Source organism: Methylobacterium sp. J-092, from assembly GCF_022829325.1.
Classification (GTDB): Bacteria; Pseudomonadota; Alphaproteobacteria; order Rhizobiales; family Beijerinckiaceae; genus Methylobacterium.
On sequence record NZ_JAKSXU010000212.1, the window covers coordinates 25,505 to 44,450 of the forward strand.

The 18,946-nt window shown below is 71.4% G+C and carries 18 protein-coding genes; 10 read left to right on the forward strand and 8 right to left on the reverse strand.

The genetic code is table 11. The annotated features are described in order from the left end of the window. Nucleotides 1-35: 35 nt before the first annotated feature. Together MKK60_RS27005 and MKK60_RS27010 are read left to right on the forward strand one after the other, a co-directional pair. Nucleotides 36-986, forward strand: a complete 951-nt coding sequence (locus MKK60_RS27005) for an NAD(P)/FAD-dependent oxidoreductase (protein WP_243989148.1) — start codon at nucleotides 36-38, stop codon at nucleotides 984-986. After that, on the forward strand, nucleotides 983-1,888 hold the full coding sequence (locus tag MKK60_RS27010) for a histone deacetylase (protein ID WP_409567460.1): 906 nt from the start codon (nucleotides 983-985) through the stop codon (nucleotides 1,886-1,888). The genes MKK60_RS27005 and MKK60_RS27010 overlap by 4 nt, the downstream gene beginning before the upstream one ends. Here MKK60_RS27010 and MKK60_RS27015 read toward each other — a convergent pair. Further along, the gene (locus tag MKK60_RS27015) at nucleotides 1,882-2,460 is read right to left on the reverse strand and encodes a TetR/AcrR family transcriptional regulator (protein WP_243989149.1); all 579 of its coding nucleotides are present in this window, start codon (nucleotides 2,458-2,460) and stop codon (nucleotides 1,882-1,884) included. The two genes, MKK60_RS27010 and MKK60_RS27015, sit on opposite strands and share 7 nt — an antisense overlap. A 79-nt stretch (nucleotides 2,461-2,539) precedes the next feature. Here MKK60_RS27015 and MKK60_RS27020 point away from each other — a divergent pair, with 79 nt between their 5' ends. Genes MKK60_RS27020 through MKK60_RS27030 form a run of 3 tightly spaced genes read left to right on the forward strand, consistent with a single transcriptional unit; the run spans nucleotide 2,540 to nucleotide 7,871 of the window. Next, nucleotides 2,540-3,637 (forward strand): efflux RND transporter periplasmic adaptor subunit, encoded by a 1,098-nt coding sequence (locus MKK60_RS27020; protein ID WP_243989150.1) that lies wholly within the window; start codon nucleotides 2,540-2,542, stop codon nucleotides 3,635-3,637. Beyond that, on the forward strand, nucleotides 3,637-4,803 hold the full coding sequence (locus tag MKK60_RS27025; RefSeq protein ID WP_243989151.1) for an efflux RND transporter periplasmic adaptor subunit: 1,167 nt from the start codon (nucleotides 3,637-3,639) through the stop codon (nucleotides 4,801-4,803). Before MKK60_RS27020 ends, MKK60_RS27025 begins: the two co-directional genes overlap by 1 nt. Before the next feature lie 2 nt (nucleotides 4,804-4,805). Next, nucleotides 4,806-7,871, forward strand: coding sequence for an efflux RND transporter permease subunit (locus tag MKK60_RS27030; RefSeq protein WP_313901155.1), 3,066 nt, complete (start codon nucleotides 4,806-4,808; stop codon nucleotides 7,869-7,871). On the opposite strand, the gene MKK60_RS27035 is transcribed toward MKK60_RS27030, so the two are convergent. The 3 genes from MKK60_RS27035 to tsaA all read right to left on the reverse strand — a co-directional run bounded on the left by MKK60_RS27035 (nucleotide 7,858) and on the right by tsaA (nucleotide 9,835). Further along, on the reverse strand, nucleotides 7,858-8,397 hold the full coding sequence (locus MKK60_RS27035) for a MarR family winged helix-turn-helix transcriptional regulator (RefSeq protein ID WP_243935357.1): 540 nt from the start codon (nucleotides 8,395-8,397) through the stop codon (nucleotides 7,858-7,860). The genes MKK60_RS27030 and MKK60_RS27035 overlap by 14 nt on opposite strands. 200 nt (nucleotides 8,398-8,597) lie before the next feature. Beyond that, the gene (locus tag MKK60_RS27040; RefSeq protein WP_243989152.1) at nucleotides 8,598-9,299 is read right to left on the reverse strand and encodes an SGNH/GDSL hydrolase family protein; all 702 of its coding nucleotides are present in this window, start codon (nucleotides 9,297-9,299) and stop codon (nucleotides 8,598-8,600) included. Continuing rightward, nucleotides 9,296-9,835: a tRNA (N6-threonylcarbamoyladenosine(37)-N6)-methyltransferase TrmO gene (tsaA, locus tag MKK60_RS27045; protein ID WP_409567217.1), complete on the reverse strand. Its 540-nt coding sequence runs from the start codon at nucleotides 9,833-9,835 to the stop codon at nucleotides 9,296-9,298. The genes MKK60_RS27040 and tsaA overlap by 4 nt, the downstream gene beginning before the upstream one ends. 113 nt (nucleotides 9,836-9,948) lie before the next feature. Between tsaA and MKK60_RS27050 the strand changes: the two genes are divergently transcribed. Next, nucleotides 9,949-11,442, forward strand: coding sequence for an AMP nucleosidase (locus MKK60_RS27050; protein WP_147728275.1), 1,494 nt, complete (start codon nucleotides 9,949-9,951; stop codon nucleotides 11,440-11,442). A 9-nt stretch (nucleotides 11,443-11,451) separates the two neighbouring features. Here MKK60_RS27050 and MKK60_RS27055 read toward each other — a convergent pair whose 3' ends face one another. Together MKK60_RS27055 and MKK60_RS27060 are read right to left on the reverse strand one after the other, a co-directional pair. Continuing rightward, the gene (locus MKK60_RS27055; RefSeq protein WP_243989153.1) at nucleotides 11,452-12,612 is read right to left on the reverse strand and encodes an alpha/beta hydrolase; all 1,161 of its coding nucleotides are present in this window, start codon (nucleotides 12,610-12,612) and stop codon (nucleotides 11,452-11,454) included. 362 nt (nucleotides 12,613-12,974) lie between these two features. After that, on the reverse strand, nucleotides 12,975-13,355 hold the full coding sequence (locus tag MKK60_RS27060) for a winged helix-turn-helix transcriptional regulator (protein ID WP_243989154.1): 381 nt from the start codon (nucleotides 13,353-13,355) through the stop codon (nucleotides 12,975-12,977). Nucleotides 13,356-13,514: 159 nt separating this feature from the next. On the opposite strand from MKK60_RS27060, the gene MKK60_RS27065 reads away from it, so the two are divergent. The 3 genes from MKK60_RS27065 (at nucleotide 13,515) to MKK60_RS27075 (ending at nucleotide 14,983) form a co-directional block, all read left to right on the forward strand. Next, nucleotides 13,515-13,883, forward strand: coding sequence for a DoxX family protein (locus tag MKK60_RS27065; RefSeq protein WP_243989155.1), 369 nt, complete (start codon nucleotides 13,515-13,517; stop codon nucleotides 13,881-13,883). Nucleotides 13,884-13,963: 80 nt separating this feature from the next. Next, a complete protein-coding gene (locus MKK60_RS27070) occupies nucleotides 13,964-14,344 on the forward strand; it encodes a glutathione S-transferase N-terminal domain-containing protein (RefSeq protein WP_243989156.1) in 381 nt (126 codons plus the stop codon). Between the two features lie 63 nt (nucleotides 14,345-14,407). After that, nucleotides 14,408-14,983, forward strand: a complete 576-nt coding sequence (locus tag MKK60_RS27075) for a hemerythrin domain-containing protein (protein ID WP_243989157.1) — start codon at nucleotides 14,408-14,410, stop codon at nucleotides 14,981-14,983. 83 nt (nucleotides 14,984-15,066) lie between these two features. Here MKK60_RS27075 and MKK60_RS27080 read toward each other — a convergent pair whose 3' ends face one another. Further along, nucleotides 15,067-17,535: a PBP1A family penicillin-binding protein gene (locus MKK60_RS27080; protein WP_243989158.1), complete on the reverse strand. Its 2,469-nt coding sequence runs from the start codon at nucleotides 17,533-17,535 to the stop codon at nucleotides 15,067-15,069. A gap of 114 nt (nucleotides 17,536-17,649) precedes the next feature. Then, entirely contained in the window at nucleotides 17,650-18,285 is a 636-nt protein-coding gene (locus MKK60_RS27085; RefSeq protein WP_243989159.1) for an HdeD family acid-resistance protein, read from the reverse strand. 215 nt (nucleotides 18,286-18,500) lie between these two features. Between MKK60_RS27085 and MKK60_RS27090 the strand changes: the two genes are divergently transcribed. After that, on the forward strand, nucleotides 18,501-18,946 hold a 446-nt coding region (locus MKK60_RS27090; protein ID WP_243989160.1), incomplete at its 3' end, for a biotin/lipoyl-binding protein.

The following is an 18,946-nucleotide window of genomic DNA, read 5'->3' on the forward strand; positions in this document are numbered from 1 at the left end:
TATGACAGCCTGGGGGCACCCAGGGGAGCGAAGCTTTGGCTGAAGGCGGAACCGTCGCGATCCTCGGAGCCGGCATGGCGGGCGGCGCCGCCGCCCAACGCCTCGCCCAAGCCGGCATCGCCGTCCGCATCTTCGACAAGGGCCGCGGCATCGGCGGGCGCATGGCGACGCGGCGCACCGGGACGGGCCAGCGCTTCGACCACGGCGCGCAGTTCTTCCGCGCCAAGGGCGACGCGTTCCGCTCGCAGTGCGCAACCTGGATCGCGTCCGGCGCCGCTGCGCCCTGGGGCGAGGACGGCCGCACCGTCGGCCTGCCCGGCATGCCGGCGCCGGTCCGGGCCCTGCTCGACGGCTTTCCGGTCTCGCTCGAGACCACGATCATCCGCATCGCGCGCTCGGAGGCCGGCTGGATGCTGACGGATGCGGACGGCGTCGCCAGCGGTCCCTTCGCCGCCGTTGGTCTGACCTTCCCGGCGCCGCAGGTCGTGGCGTTGATTGCGGCGAGCGGTCTCGTCCTGCCCGGGCCGGAGCGGGCGACCTACGCGCCGTGCTGGTCGCTGCTCCTCGACCTCGACGAGCACCCCGGCTTCTCGAAGGCGCATCTGGCGTTCGCGGACGGTCCGATCGCGCTGATCGTGCGCGAGGAGACCAAGCCCGGACGCGCGGCCGGTCACGCCCTGGTGGTGCATGCCGCGCCGGACTGGTCCCGCACGCATCTGGAGGATCCGCGCGAGGCGGTCCGGGCCGCGCTGATCGGCGCGCTCGAAGCCCGTCTCGGCCGGGCGGTCCGCCCGGCCTACGTCGCCGTCCATCGCTGGCGCTACGCCATGGTCGAGACGGCGCTCGGCGAGCCCTGCCTCTACGATCCGGCGCAGCGGCTGGGCGCGGCCGGCGATTGGTGCCTCGGCCCGCGGATCGAGGCGGCCTTCGACAGCGGCCGGGCGCTGGGCGAGCGCATCGTCGCGGACCTGAAGGGCGCGCGGTGATCCCGCCGATCGTGTTCCACCCGGCCTACGAGGCGAGCCTGCCGGCCGGGCACCGGTTCCCGATGCGCAAGTACGGGCGGCTCGCCGAAGTCCTGACGGAGCGCGGGCTGGCGCCGCGCGGGTTCGTGACGCCGGAGCCGGCCTCGCCCGAGCTGCTGCGGTTCGCCCACGATGCAGCTTACGTCGAGGCCGTCCTCGGTCTTTCGGTCCCGCGGGCGATCGAGCGGGCGATCGGCCTGCCGGTGGACGCGAGCGTCGTCCGCCGCTCGCGCGCCTCGGTCGGCGGCACGCTGCTCGCGGCGCGCCTCGCCCTCGCGCAGGGTCTCGCCGGAAGCGCCGCAGGCGGGAGCCATCATGCCCGGCGCGAGCAGGGGGCGGGGTTCTGCGTCTTCAACGACGTCGCGGTCGCCGCCCGCGCCCTGCAGGCCGAGGGCGCGATCCGGCGGGCGCTCGTGGTCGATTGCGACGTGCACCAGGGCGACGGCACCGCCGACTGCCTCGCGCGCTCGCCGGACCTCTTCACCCTCTCGATCCACTGCGAGAAGAACTACCCGACCGCCAAGATCGCCGGCGACCTCGACATCGGCCTGCCCGACGGGCTCGACGATGCCGGCTACCTCGCCGTGCTCGAGGCGCGGCTTCCGCCCCTCCTCGACGCGCTGGCGCCCGACCTCGTGTTCTACAATGCCGGCGTCGACCTGCATCGCGACGACCGCCTCGGCCGGCTCGCGCTCAGCGACGACGGGCTGCTTGCCCGCGACCGCTTCGTCGTCGGGCAGGCGCGCGCCCGCGGCATCCCGCTCGTCGCGGTGATCGGCGGCGGCTACACGCACGATGTCGACGCGCTCGCGGGCCGCCACGCCCTGGTGTTCCAGGCGCTGGCGGCCAACGCCCTCTACTGATCCGCGGGCAGCGCCCGCGCCTGGGTCTCGAGGGCGTCGAACAGGCAATTCAGCGCCGCGCCGTCGAGGCGGTGGAAGTCGAGCGAGCGGCTCAGCATCAGGCCGAGGATCGAGAAGGTCAGCGCCGCACCCTGGCCCGCGCGCCCCTCGATCGCGCCCATCGCCGCGAGCTGCTCGGCCAGGAAGTCGGAGAAGGCCGCCACGGCCTCGGGGTTGTCGGCCGACGCGATCAGCAGGGCATCCGGAAACCCGCATTCCTCGGCGTACATCTCGCGGGCATGGGCGATCACCGCCAGCGGCAGCGCGGCGGGCCCTCGCGGGCCGGCGGCGAGGCAGGCGGCGATGCCGGCGCGAAGCCGGCCGACCTTGCGGACCGCCAGCGCGGTCACCAGCGCATCCTTCGAGGCGTAGTGGTGCAGCACGCCGCCCTTGCTCAGCCCGGCTTCCACCGCGACGGCGTCGATCGTCAGCGTGCGGCTGCCGGAGCGCCGCAGCAGGGCTTCGGCCGCGTCGAGGATCACCTCGGCGCGATCCTGTCGCCGGCTACGCGTCTTCGTCGTCCCGTCGTCCATCGATACCGCCCGTAAAAACCGTCTGGACGGTCGGTAAGATAGCGGATAAGTTCCGGCCGCGATAGATCGAGTCGGGACCATGCACGCCGTGAACCGAGGTTTTTCCATCGTCCTCGCGTCGACGCTGCTGGCGGCGACCGCCGTCCGTGCCGATCCGGTGCCGCTGATGGCGCAGACCCTGGTGCGCACGGTGATCGCGGCGGAAAGCTCGGTCGCCGGCGACGTCGTCTTCACCGGCGACGTCCAGGCGCAGGGGCAGACCAGCGTCTCGTTCCGCACCGCCGGCAAGATCGAGACCCGCCTCGTCGAGGTCGGCGACCATGTCGCGGCCGATCAGGTCCTGGCCCGGCTCGACCCGCGCGAGCAACGCTCGAACCTCGCCAACGCGCAGGCGGCGCTCGCCTCAGCTGAGGCGCTGTCGACCCAGGCCAAGCTCGGGTTCAAGCGCCAGGAAGCGCTGATGGCGAGCGGCTACACCACGCGGCCCTCCTACGACAACGCCGAGCAGCAGCTGCGCACGACCCAGGCCGCGGTCGATTCGGCCAAGGCGGCCCTCGGCACGGCGCAGGAACAGCTGTCCTACACCGAGCTGAGGTCGGGCGTGGCCGGCATCGTGCTCAGCCGCTCCCTGGAGACCGGGCAGGTGGTGCAGGCCGGCCAGTCGGTCCTGACGCTGGCGCAGGACGGGCCGCGCGATGCGGTCTTCAACGTCTACGAGGCCTTGCTGGCGTCCCCTCCGCAATCCGGCACCGTCGACGTGACGCTCCAGGGCGACCCGTCGGTGACCGCCATCGGCAGCGTCCGCGAGATTTCGCCCAGCGTCGATCCGGCCTCCGGCACCGTCCGCGTCAAGGTCGGTCTCAAGCAGACGCCGCCCGCGATGAGCCTCGGCGCGGTGGTGATCGGCCGCGGCCGGTTCCAGAGCCACGCGGCGATCCTGCTGCCGTGGTCGGCGCTCTACCGGTGGGAGGACAAGCCCGCGGTCTGGGTACGCGATCCCGCCGGCGGCACGGTGGCGCCCCGCATCGTGACGATCGACCGCTACGGCCCCGACAGCATCGCGCTGTCGAGCGGGGTCGCGTCGGGCGAGGAGGTCGTCATCGCCGGCATCCAGTTCCTTCGCCCCGGCCAGACCGTGACGGTGGCCCAGCAGGTCGCGACGGGAGCCGCGAAGTGATGGTGTTCAAGCGTTTCTTTGCCGCCGCGTTCCCTTCCTCCTCCCGCGCAGGGGGGAGAGGCGGGCGGTTTCGGGCCCCTTCCATCCTCGTCGGAACGTCGCTGCTCGCGCTCGCCGCCTGCAAGCCCGCCGAGGAGGCGAAGGCGCCGCCGGTGCGGCCGGTCCTGTACGCCGTCGCCAAGCCGATCGCGTCGGTGCGGTTCGGGCCGTTCGCCGGCACGGTCGAGCCGCGCTACCAGTCGCAGCTCGGGTTCCAGATCGCCGGCCGGGTGGTCGCGCGCGACGTCACCGTCGGCGACCTCGTGAAGAAGGGGCAGCGGCTCGCCGCCCTCGACACCGTGGTGCCGCGCTTCGCGATGACCCGAGCCGAGGCCGACGTGGCGGATGCCAAGGCGCAATCCGAGAACGCCGCCGCCACCGAGGCGCGGACCCGGCGCCTGATGGAAGGCGGCAACGTCACCCAGGCGCAGCTCGACAGCACCGTCGCCAACCGCGACACCGCGCAGGCGCGGCTGACCCAGGCGCAGGCGAGCCTGGAAAAGGCCCGCGACCAGATGGGCTACACCGAGCTCCATGCCGACTTCGACGGCGTCGTCACCCAGCGCAACGCCGAGATCGGGCAGGACCTCACCGCCGGGCAGACGGTGGTGACCGTGGCGCGGCCCGAGGTGCGCGAGGCGGTGGTCGACATCCCCGACGACCTCGTCGCGGCCATGCCGAAGGACGGCCGCTTCACCGTGGCGCTGCAGAGCGCCCCCGAGATCACCGCCGTCGGCACCGTGCGCGAGACCGCGCCCTTCGCCGATGCGAGCACCCGCACCCGGCGCATCCGGATGTCGCTCGACAACCCGCCGCGCGCGTTCCGGCTCGGGGCGACGATCACCGTGTCGCTGGTGCGCAGGATCGCGCCGCGCTTCGTGCTGCCCGCCACCGCCATCCTCGGCGCCGAAGGGCGCGATTCCGTGTGGATCGTCAACGCCGCCGGCGACGCGGCGAAGCGGTCCCCGGTCACGGTCTCGGACCGGAAGGGCGACTATGTCGGCGTCGCGAGCGGGCTGGCGGCGGGCGACCGCGTCGTCGTCGCCGGCGTCCACTCCCTCGCCGACGGCCAGACGATCCGCCTGGCGGATGCGCCCATCGTCGTTCCCGGCACGCAGGACTTCTGATCGTGGGTAGCTTCAACGCATCGGAATGGGCGCTCTCGCACCGCTCGTTCGTGTGGTTCCTCATGGCGATCTGCCTGGTGGCCGGCACGCTCGCCTATCGCGGGCTCGGCCGCGAGGAGGACCCGCCCTTCGCGATCAAGACGATGGTGGTTCAGGCGGTATGGCCGGGCGCCACCATCGGCGACACGCTCGAGCAGGTCACCGACCGGATCGAAAAGGAGCTGCAGCAGGTCGCGACCCTGGACTACGTCCGCAGCTACACCACGCCGGGCAACGCGACGGTGTTCGTGCAGCTGCGCGACACCACGAAGGCGTCCGAGATCCAGCCGTCGTTCTACCAGGTCCGCAAGCGCCTCGGCGACATCCAGGGCACCTTCCCGCAGGGGATGCAGGGGCCGTTCTTCAACGACGAGTTCGGCGACGTCTACGGCAACGTCTACGGCTTCACCGCCGACGGCCTGAGCCACCGCCAGCTGCGCGACTACGTCGAGGGCGTGCGCACCGAGATCCTGAAGGTGCCCAACATCGGCAAGACGCTGCTGCTCGGCACGCAGAAGGAGACGATCTTCCTCGACTTCTCGACGCGCAAGCTCGCTGGCTACGGCATCGACATCCAGTCGCTAATCAAGACGCTGCAGAGCCAGAACGCGATCTCGCCCTCGGGCGTCGTCCAGGCCGGGCCGGAGCGGGTCTCGGTGCGAGTGAGTGGGCAGTTCTCGTCCGAGACCTCGCTGGAGACCATCAACCTGCGGGTCAACGACCGCTTCTTCCGCCTGTCGGACGTCGCCGAGATCAGCCGCGGCTACGAGGACCCGCCGGCCGCCCTGTTCCGCGTCGACGGTAAGCCGGCGATCGGGCTGGCGATCGCCATGCGGCCGAACGCCAACCTGCTGCATTTCGGCGAGGACCTGAAGGCGCGCATGCGCCTGATCGAGGCGAAGCTGCCGATCGGCGTCGGCATCCACCTCGTCTCGGACCAGCCGCGGATCGTCGAGGAGGCGGTCGGCGGCTTCACCCAGGCGCTTCTCGAGGCGGTGGTGATCGTGCTTGCGGTGAGCTTCCTCAGCCTCGGCATCCGCGCCGGCCTCGTGGTCTCGATCTCGATCCCGCTGGTGCTGGCCATCGTCTTCGTCGTGATGCAGATTATGGGCGTCACCCTGCAGCGCATTTCGCTCGGTGCGCTGATCATCGCGCTGGGCCTGCTCGTCGACGACGCGATGATCACCGTCGAGATGATGGTCGCGCGGCTCGAGCTCGGCGATTCGCTGAAGAAAGCCGCGACCTTCGCCTACACCTCGACCGCCTTCCCGATGCTGACCGGCACCCTGGTGACGGTGGCCGGCTTCCTGCCGATCGGCTTCAACGGCTCGTCGGCCGGCGAGTACACCTACTCGCTGTTCGTGGTGATCGCCGCCTCGCTCCTGGTCTCGTGGGTGGTGGCCGTGCTGTTCGCGCCGCTGATCGGCGTGACGCTGCTGCCGAAGACCATGAAGAAGCACAGCCACGAGCCCGGCCGGATGGGGCGGCTGTTCCTGCGCGCGCTCGTCGCCGCGATGCGCTTCCGCTGGCTCACCGTCGCGGGCTGCGTCGCGCTGCTCGGCCTGTCGATGTACGGCATGACCTTCGTGCAGCAGCAGTTCTTCCCGGCCTCCGACCGCACCGAGATCCTGGTCGACTTCACCCTGCCGCAGAACGCGACGGTCACCGAGACGCAGGCCCAGATGGACCGTTTCGAGGCGACCCTGACGGGCGACCCCGACGTCGAGCGCTGGTCGTCCTATGTCGGCCAGGGGGCGGTGCGCTTCTACCTGCCCCTCGACCAGCAGCTCGCCAACAGCTTCTTCGGGCAGGTCGTCGTGGTGACGAAGTCGCTGGAGGCGCGCGACCGCCTGTTCCCCAAGCTCGAGGAGCGGGCGAAGCGCGACTTCGTCGGCACCGACGTGTTCGTGAACCCGCTCTCGCTCGGCCCCCCGGTCGGCCGGCCGATCCAGTACCGCTTGAGCGGGCCCGACCTCCAGGTGGTCCGCGCGAAGGCGCTCGCGCTCGCCGACATCGTCGCCAAGAGCCCGCATGTCGGCGTGCCGACCTTCGACTGGAACGAGCCCGGCAAGGTGCTGCGGGTCGAGATCCTGCAGGACAAGGCACGTCAGCTCGGCGTCACCAGCCAGGACATCGCCGGCATCCTCAACGGCGTCGTCGGCGGCACGGCGATCACGCAGGTGCGCGACTCGATCTACCTCGTCAACGTGATCGGGCGGGCGCAGGCGGCGGAACGGACCTCGCTCGACACCCTGCAGAGCCTGCAGGTGACGCTCGCCAACGGCTCGGTGGTGCCGTTGCTCGCCTTCGCGCGGATCGCCTACGACCTGGAGCAGCCGATCGTCTGGCGCCGCGACCGGGTCGCGACGCTGACGGTGCGCGCCCCGATCATCGACGCGACGCAGCCGCCGACCATCGTGGCGGCGCTCGCCGCCGACATCGACGCGTTCGCCGCCGCTCTGCCGGAGGGTTACGCGCTCGCTACCGGCGGCGCGGTCGAGGAGGCGGCCAAGGGCCAGGGCCCGATCGCCGCGGTCGTTCCGGTGATGCTGCTGACGATGGCGGTGTTCCTGATGATCCAGCTGCAGAGCGTGCAGAAGCTGTTCCTGGTGTCGAGCGTGGCCCCGCTCGGGCTCATCGGCGTCGTCGCGGCTCTGCTGCCCTCGGGCAAGCCGATGGGATTCGTCGCGATCCTCGGCATCCTGGCGCTGATCGGCATCATCATCCGCAACGCGGTGATCCTGGTGAGCCAGATCGAGGAATGCGAGGCCGACGGCCTCGGGCCCTGGGACGCGGTGGTGGAGGCGACCCGCCACCGCATGCGCCCGATCCTGCTGACGGCCGCGGCGGCGAGCCTCGGCATGGTCCCGATCGCCCGCGAGGTGTTCTGGGGGCCGATGGCCTACGCGATGATCGGCGGCATCATCGCGGCGACCTTCCTGACGCTGTTCTTCCTGCCGGCGCTCTACGTCGGCTGGTACCGGATCCGGCCGCCGGCCCCGAGCCGCCCGGCCGCTACCGCGGCTTGATCGGCCGGCGCGGCGAGGTCGGCGGCGCGGTCTCGTCGGGGGCGACCGCCTCGGGCGGGATCGCAACCGGCTTCGAGAACGCACCGAGGTTGTCGACCAGCTTCGTCAGCAGGCGGATCGTCTCGGCGACCTCGTCCGCGCTGAGCGCGGCGAGGAAGTTGCGCTCGCGCTCCAGCGCCACGACGGTGATGCGGTCGTGCAGGTCGAGGCCGGCGGGCGACAGCGCCAGCAGGCGGCGGCGGGCGTCCTTCGCGTCGCCCTGGATCAGCACCAGGCCGCGGCTCTCCATCCAGGCGATGCTGCGGCTCACCACGGCCTTGTCGAGGGCCGACAGCTCGCAGATCCGGTGTGCGGTGATCCACGGCTCGGAGGCGAGCCGATACATGATCCGCCAGTCGGTCAGGCCGACTCCGAAATGCTGCCGGTAGAAGATCGAGGCGTTGTTGGTCAGCGTGTTCGACAGGTGCGTCAGCAGTGCCGGCACGTAGACGTCGGGATCGACGATGGCGGGCTCGTCCCGGCTCACCGCGGGGGATTCCTGTGCGCCGGCGATCGATCCACCCATTGACCATGCCCCGCCGAGACGTGTTCCGCCGCGCATCCGCTCGCGCGTTGCCGGATCGTCCCGGTATCCGGAATACTTAGACCCGATCGCACCCGTTGCGCACCTGCCGGCTGGAAACTTGTCTCCGCCGACACAACCTTTTTGGCCGTGCGCGGATCCGATCAGGGCGGCGTTGGGTCGCACAGGGCCGGCGCGAGCGCGCCGAGCACGGGCCGGTAGGCCGCAAGGTGGAGCCCGTCACGCATCGTGCCGGGTTTGGCGAAGCCCGTCGCCCCGTCGCGGATCGCGGCGAAGGGATCGGCGAAGCGGCAGCCGAGCCGCGCGCACAGGGATTTGAGCCGATCCGAGTAATCCGCGACCGCGAGCGGGTCGAGGCGCCCGTCGAGCGCGCGACCGATCGGCGGCAGCGCCGTCACGACGAGGCGATCCGTGTTCGCCGTCAGCTGTTGGATGATCCGCGTCGCCGCCGCCTCGTAGCGCGCCGCCGCCGCGGCCTCGCGCGGGTGGTTCTTGGCCAGGATGTCGTTGGTGCCGATCGTCAGCACCGCCGCCCGCGGCCGGACCGGAAACCGGATGGTCGCGACGAGGTCGGCGTAGACCGGCGCGCTGGCGCCGCTGACGCCGCCGTTCACCAGTTCCAGGCCGCAGGGCCGCTGTGCTGGCGTTTCCAACTCGGCGTGGGAATCGCCGGCCAGGAAGACGTAGTCGGCGGGCGCCTCGTCGAGATGGACCTGCACCGCGGTGAGCCGGCCCTGCGCGTAGGCGCGGACGTTGACCGGCGCGACCGCGAGCATCCGCCCGAGCAGGATGCCGGTGCCGACGAGGGCGAGACCGGCGAGGCCGGCGACGATGTGGCGCCTCATGCGCGGGCGGTTCCGGCCCGGTCCACCGTCGCGTCGGGCCGGGAATCGGTCGTCGCGTAGTAGGGCTTGATGTCGAGGAGCGGGGTGCCGTCGAGGCAGTCGAGACCGCGCACCGTCAGGGTCGCGCCGTCGCGTCCGAGCAGCTCCACCACCGAGAGCGCGATCGGGTTCGGCCGCGCCGGCGAGCGCAGCGAGAACGTGCCGCGGCTGCCGTCGGCGTGGCGCGGGCGCTGCACCAGCAGGCCGCGCTCGGCCCGGTCCATCCAGTACAGCAGGATCAGGTGGCTCGCGCCCTCGACGTTCTGCAGGCCCGGCGCGTAGCGCGGATCGACCGCGACGGTGCATGCCGCGTCGGTCTGCAGCCCGTTCTTCGGGCAGTCTCCGCGAACCGTCCACGGCGTGCGGATGCGGCCGATGAAGTGGAGCCCGGCATCGGCGCGATCGGGGAGGGCGACGGCCTCCTCGCCCGCGCGGCGCGCGAACGCGTCGCCGGCGGCGTCCATGCTGGTCGCGTTCTTAGCATCCCGATCGGTCATCCGCCGGCTTTCGGGCAACGCGTCGCCGACCGCAAGCCCCGCCTCGCGCGCACGGGCGCCGGGGTGTAGAGCCGGGCGGGACGGGCCAGGCAGGATCTGAACGGGGAACGCGCGTGATCGAGAACGAACTGCGCCCGATGGAGGCGGTGGCCGACGTCGCGACCGCCGTCGACCGGCTGGTCGAGCTGCATGCCGGCGCGACCCAGGCCCTGCGCACCGCGCTGACCCGCACGCTGGACGGCGGCAAGCCGCCGGACGCTGCCGAGCGGCTGCAGTTCCGCTACCCGGAGCTTCGCGTGACCTACCGGCCCGCCGGCCCGGTCCCGCGCATCAGCCGTGCGACCGCCAAGATGCAGGCGCCGGGCACCTACAGCACCACCGTCACCAGCCCTGCCGACTTCCGCGCCTACCTGACGGCGCAGCTCGAGCCGCTGGTGGCCGATTACGGGGTCGGGCTCGAGGTCGGCCTGAGCGCGCAGGAGATCCCGTATTCCTACGTGCTCGAGCCCGGCACCGACCTCGGCGCGGGACGCGTCAGCCCGGCCGAGCTCGCGACCTGGTTCCCGGTGCCGCTGCTCTCGCTCGTCGGCGACGAGATCGCCGACGGGACCTGGCAGCCGATGGCCGACGAGCCGCGCCCGCTCGCTCTGTTCGACGCCGTGCGGGTCGATTACTCGCTCCGTCGCCTCGTGCACTACACCGGCTGCGACTGGCGCGAGGTCCAGCCCTGGATCCTGCTGACCAACTACCACCGCTACGTCGACCAGTTCGTCCGCCACGGGCTGGAGCGCCTCGCCTCCGGCGCGGAGGGCTTCACCAAGCTGGTCATGCCGGGGGGCATCACCGTGACGCGTGGCGAGGCCGCCTCCGCCGACCCGGCGGCGCTGATGGCCGCCTCGCCCTGGCACCGCTTCCAGATGCCGGCCTACCACCTCGCGTCCGAAGGTGCCGACGGCACCGCGCAGGGCACGACGCTGGTCAATATCGGCGTCGGCCCCTCGAACGCGAAGACGATCACCGATCACCTCGCGGTGCTGCGCCCGCATTGCTGGCTGATGGTCGGGCATTGCGGCGGCCTGCGGCAATCGCAGACCATCGGCGACTACGTGCTCGCCCATGGCTACATGCGCCGCGACCGCATCCTCGACGAGCTGGTGCCGCCGGACGTTCCGGTGCCGGCGCTCGCCGAGGTGCAGCTCGCGCTCCAGGCCGCGGCCGCGCAGGTCACGGGGGAGAAGGCCGACGCGCTGAAGCGGCGCCTGCGCACCGGCACGGTCGTCACCTACGACGACCGCAACTGGGAGCTGCGCTTCAGCCAGGAACGCCGCCGGATCAACCTCAGCCGCGCCATCGGCGTCGACATGGAGAGCGGGACGATCGCCGCGCAGGGCTACCGCCTGCGGGTGCCCTATGGCACGCTGCTCTGCGTTTCCGACAAGCCGCTGCACGGCGAGATCAAGCTGCCGGGCGCGGCCAACGCCTTCTACGAGCGAGCGGTGGCCGAGCACTTGCTGATCGGGCTCGCCGCCCTCGACATCCTGCGCGGCGACCGCCACGGCCTGCACTCGCGCAAGCTGCGCAGCTTCGACGAGCCGCCGTTCCGGTAGGCCGCGCCGCTACTTCAGCCTGCCGGCGATCCATCCGATGATCGCGTCGGCGACCTCGCCGTTGTTGGTCTCCAGCATCATCATGTGCCCGTTGCCGTGGATGCCGTGCTCGGCCAGCGCCAAGCGGTCGGGCTTGGCGCCCGCCTGCTCGAGGAAGGCGCCGGTGCAGTCGTCCATCGTCGCGCGGAACGAGGCCTCGGCCGTCACGATCACGGCCGGTACGCGGGCGAGATTCGGCAGCTTGCGTGCCGGCTCGGCCTGGAGCCAGCAGCGGATCTGGCCGGGCCGGAGCGGCGCCTCGGACTGCGCTACGACGAGGTCGGTCGGGGTCGAGACCGGCGGATCGAAGGTCAGCGGCACGCGGGTGATGCCGTAGGGCCGGGCACGCGCCTCGCCGACCTTCTCGTACCAGTCCGCTCCCCCCTTGAAGCGGATGTCGTAGAAGGTCGGCCCGTTCGGCTCGACCGCGACATGCGCCTTCACCAGGTCGGGGCGCCGGTCCGACACCGCCCATCCGAACACGCCGGCCTGCGAATGCGTCAGCAGGACGGACGGCCCGATCTTCTCGAGCAGCGCGATCAGCGCGGGGTCGACGAGCTCCTCGCTGCGCAGGGCGCTGGCGATGAACGGCACCTGCGAGAAGTAGAACTGGTCGAACGCCGCGTTGCCCCTCCCGCCGGCCCCGCCCGGCCAGCGGGTGTGAAGCTTGGCCTGCGGAAACAGGTCGAAGCGCTCCTGCCCGGTGAAGATCGTCTCCAGGTCGTTCGGCGCGAGCCGCGCATAGGGGCCGTAGGCGTCCGGATCGTCGCCGGACCGGCCGCGGCCGACCTGATCGACGACGTAGACGGCAAACCCCTTCTCGACGAACCGATCGACCCAGCCGGGACGCCCGTCCGGCGTGCCGAGGAAGTTCACGCCGGTCTGCGCCGTGCCGTGCACCATCACCACGGGATAGGGCTGCGCCACCTCGACCGGCGCGTGATACTGCACGAACATCTGCCCGACGGCGGCACCCTTGCCCGCGACCGTCTCGTAGGCGCCGCCGACGAAGAAGTAGCCCTCGCGCTGCGCCGGCTTGAAGGTCGCCGGATGGTCGGGCGCAGGCTCGGCCAGAGCCGGTGACCCGAAGCTCAGCAGCGCCCAGGCGAGACCCAGGACGGGTTTCCGCATCGTGACCTCCCGCAGACGTTCTTGTTCGAGTCGGATCGGACGCTAGCAGCCGCCGGCGACCGCGTCAGGCCGTTTGGCTCGCGGACCGATAGGGCGACGGCCGTCTGTCGCCGAACCCGACCCTCGAAGGCACGGGCGCCACCGGCAGAGAGGATCAACGCGGCGGGGTCGCCGCCGCCGATGCGGCAGCGGGGGGCCTTCCGTTTCCGCTCGCATCGGGCTTCCTCGACATCCTGCGCGGTGACCGCCACAGCACGCGCCGCATGTCCCGGCGCCGTCCGATCATGCCGCAGGGGACGCCGTCGAGCGCTGACGGAGCCCGTCACCGACGCCAGTGAATCCACGGGTGCGATGGGGTGGCGTCAGGCCGCCTCCGCGCGCGCATCGTACGATGCCTGTGCGGCGTCGATCCGGGCGAGGTTGTCGAACGCCCATCGCCCGAGCGCCTGGATCGGCTCCGCGAGGGAATGCCCGATCGCCGTGAGTTCGTAGTCGACGCGCGGCGGGATGGTCGGCGTCACCGTCCGGGTCACCAGACCGTCCCGCTCGAGATGGCGCAGCGTGAGGGTCAGCATCCGCTGCGAAATCCCGTCGACGCCGCGCTTGAGTTCGCTGAAACGGCACGCGCGCTCACGCAACAGCATGATCACGAGCACGGTCCACTTGTCGCCGATGCGCGACAGCAGTTGCGAGACGCGCAGGCACTCGGGCGAGTGCTTCGCCTGGGACGCGGTCACATCCATGTAACCTCGGTATCCGGTTTGTGCCGTCTTGCGACGGCTCCGCGAACTCATATCATGACCCGGTCACTAATCGAAACCGAGGCACGAGACGGAACCCCGTGCATCGGCGCGCGCGACCGGCGATCTCTCCGGCTTCACCGTCCAGCAAGGAGATCGCGCATGTCGCAGACCCTCGTCGCTCCTGCAGCTGCGCCCGCGCGCGCTCGCGACATCACCGTCCCGATCCTGACGGCGTTGCTCATCGTCGCCTTCCTGGAAACCGGCGGTGCCAGGCGCGGCGGCGTTCCGATCATGATCCAGTTCTTCGATCAGATCGGCCTCGGGCAATGGCTCAGGATCGTCACGGGCGTGATCGAGGTCGTCGGAGCCGCGACCCTCCTGGTGCCGGGCTACGGGTTCTTCGGTGCCGTCTGGCTCGCGGCGAACATGACAGGCGCGATCCTCGCCCACCTCCCGGTGCTGCCGTCCTCGCCCGCGCCGGCGATCCTGCTGCTGGTCGCAAGCCTCGCCGTCGCCCGGCTGTGCTGATGCCTCTCAGGATAGCGGCTGAAGTCGTTTGCTCCGGCCGCATCGACCTTTCGAGACCGCATCGAACAGGAAACCCGACGATGACCGATACCCCGTTCAAGCTCGTCATCTACCTGATGGCGGGCTGCCCGTTCTGCTCTAAGGTCCGCCTGTTCCTCCTGGAAACCGGGCAGCTCGACCACGTGACCTTGCGGGAGTTCGTCCCAGGCACGAAGGAGCAGAAGGCGATCGGCAGCCTTCTCGCACGAAATGGAACCCAGGTCGCCTATCCGACGGCCGAGCTGACGCCCGGCGTCCTCACCGCCGAGTCCGATGCCATCGTCGCGCATTTCGCGACACGCGCGGGCGTCGCCGCAGACACCCTGCCGACCTACGCGTCGTATCTCGCCGGCGTCTTCAAGAGCCTCCAATTGCTCTACCGCGAGAACATGGAGCTGAAGAGGCGCCAACCGGCGGGCTGACGCGGAGGCGCGAACCCGGTCCCTCGCCCTTCCCACGAGTTCCGAAGCGAAAGCCTGCCCGCCATGACGGTCGAACCCATCCTGACCCTGGAAGGGATCCCCTTCCTGGACGACGCGACCCGGCCCAGGGCACCGGCCATCCCCGGCGTCACCCCGATGCAACGCGCCCGAGGGCGGCGCCTGGGCCTGTATCACCGGCACCACCTCGCCGAGCTTGCCGCCGTCCGCGCTGCGCTCGACCGGTTCCGGTCGGGGACCGGCACCGTCGAGGCCGTGTCCGAGGGCGTCGCGTCCCTGTCGATGGTCGCGAACTACCGCGCGTTCGGCAACCTGTGCGGGCAACAATGCCAGATGCTCCAGATGCATCACGACATCGAGGAAGGCAGCGTCTTCCCGGCCATCAGGCAGGACGCAAGCATGCGCCCGGTCCTCGACCGACTGGGCGCCGAGCACCGGACCGTGCACGCCCTGCTCGAACGCATCCTGCAGATCGCGCGCGCCATCGCCGTGGATCCGCGCCGGGACTACGCCCTCGCCTTGGGCAGGATCTACGAGCGCTTCGAGCAGATCGTGATCTCGCATTTCGGCTACGAGGAGCGCGAGCTTGAGGAGGCGATCGGGTTCTACAACGCGTTATGAATGGCCGCCTCGGACCGGAGCGCCGCGTCGATCGCCGCGGGCCCGGATCGGATGGAAGGCCCCGGGTAAGCCGGGACGTTCCCTCAGCGGCGCCCGCCCCACATCCCGGTGCGTTCCGACCGCGCCTGCTCCTCCGCCGCGAGCAGGTCGGGCGGCGCGTCCTCGCTGGCGCGGGCGCCGCCGGCCGAGAGGATCAGCGCGGCGAGGTCGTCGCCGTCGATGCGGCAGCGGGTGCCTTGGATTCCGCCGGCATCGGGCGCGCACACCACCTCGCGGCGGCGCAGGTAGCGCGCGAGCTGGCGGGCGAGGTGGCCGCCCTGGCCGTCGACGCCGGCGAGCCGCACGGTGCGGCCGCGGAACGACAGGGTGCCGGTGTCGATCACCTCGGGCACGCCGCGCGCCTCGGGGCCGGCGGCCGGCGCGGCGGCTGCGGGCGCGGGCGGCACCGCTTCGGCCGGCTGCGGCTCGGCCTTGACCGCCGAGGGGCGCTTGCGGCCCTTGGCCATCTGCGCCGAGGCCCGCTGCACGAAATCGCGGAAGATCGAGGCCGGGACGTCGCCGCCGCCGACGCGGTTCATCGCGGAATTGTCGTCGTTGCCGACCCAGACGCCGACGACCATGTCGGGCGTCATCCCGATGAACCAGGCGTCGCGGTAATCCTGCGTCGTCCCGGTCTTGCCGCCGACGGCCAAGCCGGACACGCGCGCGCCCTTGCCGGTTCCGCCGTCGACCACCGCCTGCAGCGAATCGAGCATCATCGTGCGGCTGTCGCCCGGCAGGCCGGCGGCGGGCTTGGCGTCGGGGCGCAGATAGAGCGGGGCCGGCGCTCCGCCGCGGATCGCGTGGATGTCGAAGCTCTCCACCGGCGTGCGGTTGTTCAGAACCCCGGCATAGGCGCGTGTCATCTCCAGCAGCGTCACCTCGGCCGAGCCGAGCGCGAGGCTCGGCACGTTCGGCAACTCGGACTGCACCCCGAGGGATTTCGCCGTCGCGATCACGGCCGGGATGCCGAGTTCCTCGCCGAGCTGGGCCGCCACCGTGTTGATCGAGAGCGCGAAGGCGGTCCGCAGCGGCACGGCGCCGCGGAACCGGTTGTTGGCGTTCTGCGGCTCCCAGTCGCCGATCTGCACCGGGCGGTCGACCAGCACGGTCTCCGGGGTCAGCCCGTTCTCGTAGGCGGTGAGGTAGACGAACAGCTTGAACAGCGAGCCGGCCTGGCGCTTGGCCTGGGTTGCGCGGTTGAACTGGCTGTCCTCGTAGTCGCGCCCGCCCACCATCGCGAGGATCGCGCCGTCCTTCGACATCGCGACGAGCGCCCCTTGGCCGATCTTCTTCTTGCCGCCCTCGGCGTCGAGGCGGCGTGCGACGATTCCCTCGGCGAGGCTCTGGAGGTCGAGGTTGAGGGTCGAGCGCACGGTGAGGTCGCCCGGCGCGTCGGTGAGCTTCTTGGCGTCGGCGGCGAGGAGGTCGAGAAAGTAGTTGCTGCCCGGCGGCGTCTCCGGCGGCGTGCGCAGCGTCACGGTCTTGGCCCGCGCCGCGTCGGCGGCCTCCGCGGTGATCGCGCCGGTCTCGACCATGGTCTGCAGCACCACGTCGGCGCGCTCCTTGGCGCCGCCGAAGTTGCGCGTCGGGGCGAGCTGCGAGGGCGCCCGCACCAGCCCGGCGAGCATCGCCGCTTCCGGCAGGGTCAGCGCCTTCGCACCCTTGCCGAAGTAGCGCCGCGCCGCCGCATCGGCACCGTAGGCGCCGGCCCCGAAATAGGCGGTGTTGAGGTAGCCGAGCAGGATGTCGTCCTTGCTCATCTCGGACTCGACCCGCAACGCCAGGAAGGCTTCCTGGATCTTCCGGCGCAGGGTCTTCTCCTGGTTGAGCGACGTCAGCCGGACGTATTGCTGCGTGATCGACGAGCCGCCCTCGCGCACCCCGCCGCCGACGGCGTTGCGCCAGGCCGCGCGCACCAGCCCGCGCAGGTCGATGCCCCAATGGCTGTAGAAGCGCCGATCCTCGATGGCGACGATCGCCTGGGCGAGATGCGGCGGAAGCTCCGCCTTGGTGATCGGCTGCCCGCGGAACGCGCCGCGGGTGGCGAAGACCCGGCCGTCGTCGGCCTCGACGGTGAGCGCGCGCTGGCCCTGGTCGATCACCACGCCGCCGAGCGGCGGCAGCGTCAGGAACGCGAACAGGACGTAGCCGGCCAGCGCGACGAGCGGCAACGCGACGACGGCGCCGGCGACCAGGAGGGCGGGGCGCAGCGGACGCCCGCGGATGGCGAAGCGCGACGGCGCGGACCCGGCGGTCGCCGGTCCCGCGATGGGGGCGTCAGCCTCGGCCGGAGCTTTGGATCGGCGGCGTGCCGCGAGGCCCCCGACAAGCGATCCGGTGGCGCGCGCCGCCTCCCGGCCCCTGCGCCCGGCGCCGCGCGCGGCACCGACTGCGAGGATGCCGAGCTGGCGCGCCAGCACCTTGGCGGCGGCAGCCGCCTCCCGCGCCGCGGCACCGGCATCGGGCGAGGCGTCGTCGGGGGGGCGTCGATCCGGATCGGGTGAAGGCATCGTGTTCCTGAACGGCGGCCCGTGCGACACCACAGCCCCGCCGGCGCTGCCGTTCTAGAACGATCGGGCGGAGCGAAGCTATGCCGTGTGGCGTCCGCCGGGACGTCCGGTCTCTCAGACGCCGTGGCGGAAGGGCATCGGCGAGCCGGCAGCCTCGTGGCGGTCGCGCAGGCGGAAGCCGAGGACGACCAGCAGGACGCCGAAGGCGACGGCGTAGGCGCCGAGCCACCAGGTGAGCACCAGCGCCGACATGCCCGGCTCGACGAGCAGCACCGCACCGAACAGGATCGAGACCACGCCGCCGAGGCCGAGCCACCAGCGTCCGAAATGCAGGTGCAGGCGGAAGGCGGCCGCGATCATCAGCGCGCCCGTGACGATCGCCCAGATCGCGACGAGCAGGACGAAGGCCCAGACGGCGGCGCCGGGCACGAAGAAGGCCGCGACGCCGACCAGGATGTCGAGCAGGCCCTCGATCAGCAGGAAGCCCCAGCGCTCGTGGGCTTGTGCCGCCCGGACCGAGGCGACGATCGCGAACACGCCGTCGACGACCATGTAGGCCGCGAAGAACCACACCAGCGACAGGACGAAGGCGGCCGGCGCCACGAAGGCCATCACGCCGAACAGGATGGCGACGACGCCGCGCAGGGCGACGAGCCACCAGTTGCGCGCCAGCGTCCGGCTCATCGCGTCGAGGCGCGCGGTCCCGACGCGCGGGACGCCGGTCGGATGGGTTCGAGAGAAGAGGGCCATCGCATCGGCTCGCTGGTGATCGGTACGGTACTCCGGCGCGAAAACGCCGCACCGCAACGCCCGTTCCCCTCGGTCCTGTTCCGCGGGGGCGAACGGCGCGGCGAAGCGCCGCGGAACTTTGCCGTCGCATCGCCTTTTTAGTCGGTGAGGCGGGTTATTCGTTCGCTCCGGCCGCTTCGGCAGGGTTCGGCGCGGGCGCAGGCGGTTTCTTTTCGATGCTAGACGATCAGCGCCAGGCGACGGCCCTGGACCCGCAGACGCGCCCCGACGACCGGGAGGCGCCCGACCGACGCGACATCATCGATCTCAAGCCGCAGGAGAAGGATCCTCCCGCGGGCGACGAGGCCGACGAGACCGAGGCCGAGCCCGATCAGGACGCGTCGTCCGAGGGCGAGGACGACGAGAACCGGCCGGGTATCCTCAAGCGCCATCCGTGGTGGTTCGTCCTCGGCGGGATCGCGATCGTGCTCCTTGGGATCGCCGGGTTCTTCTACTGGCAGATCTACCTGCACCCTTACGAATCCACCGACGACGCCTTCGTCGACGCGCGCCAGTTCTCGATCGCGCCGAAGGTGTCCGGCTACGTCGTCGCGCTCTCGGTCACCGACAACCAGCACGTCGACACCGGCGCGACCCTGTTCCAGATCGACCGGCGCGATTA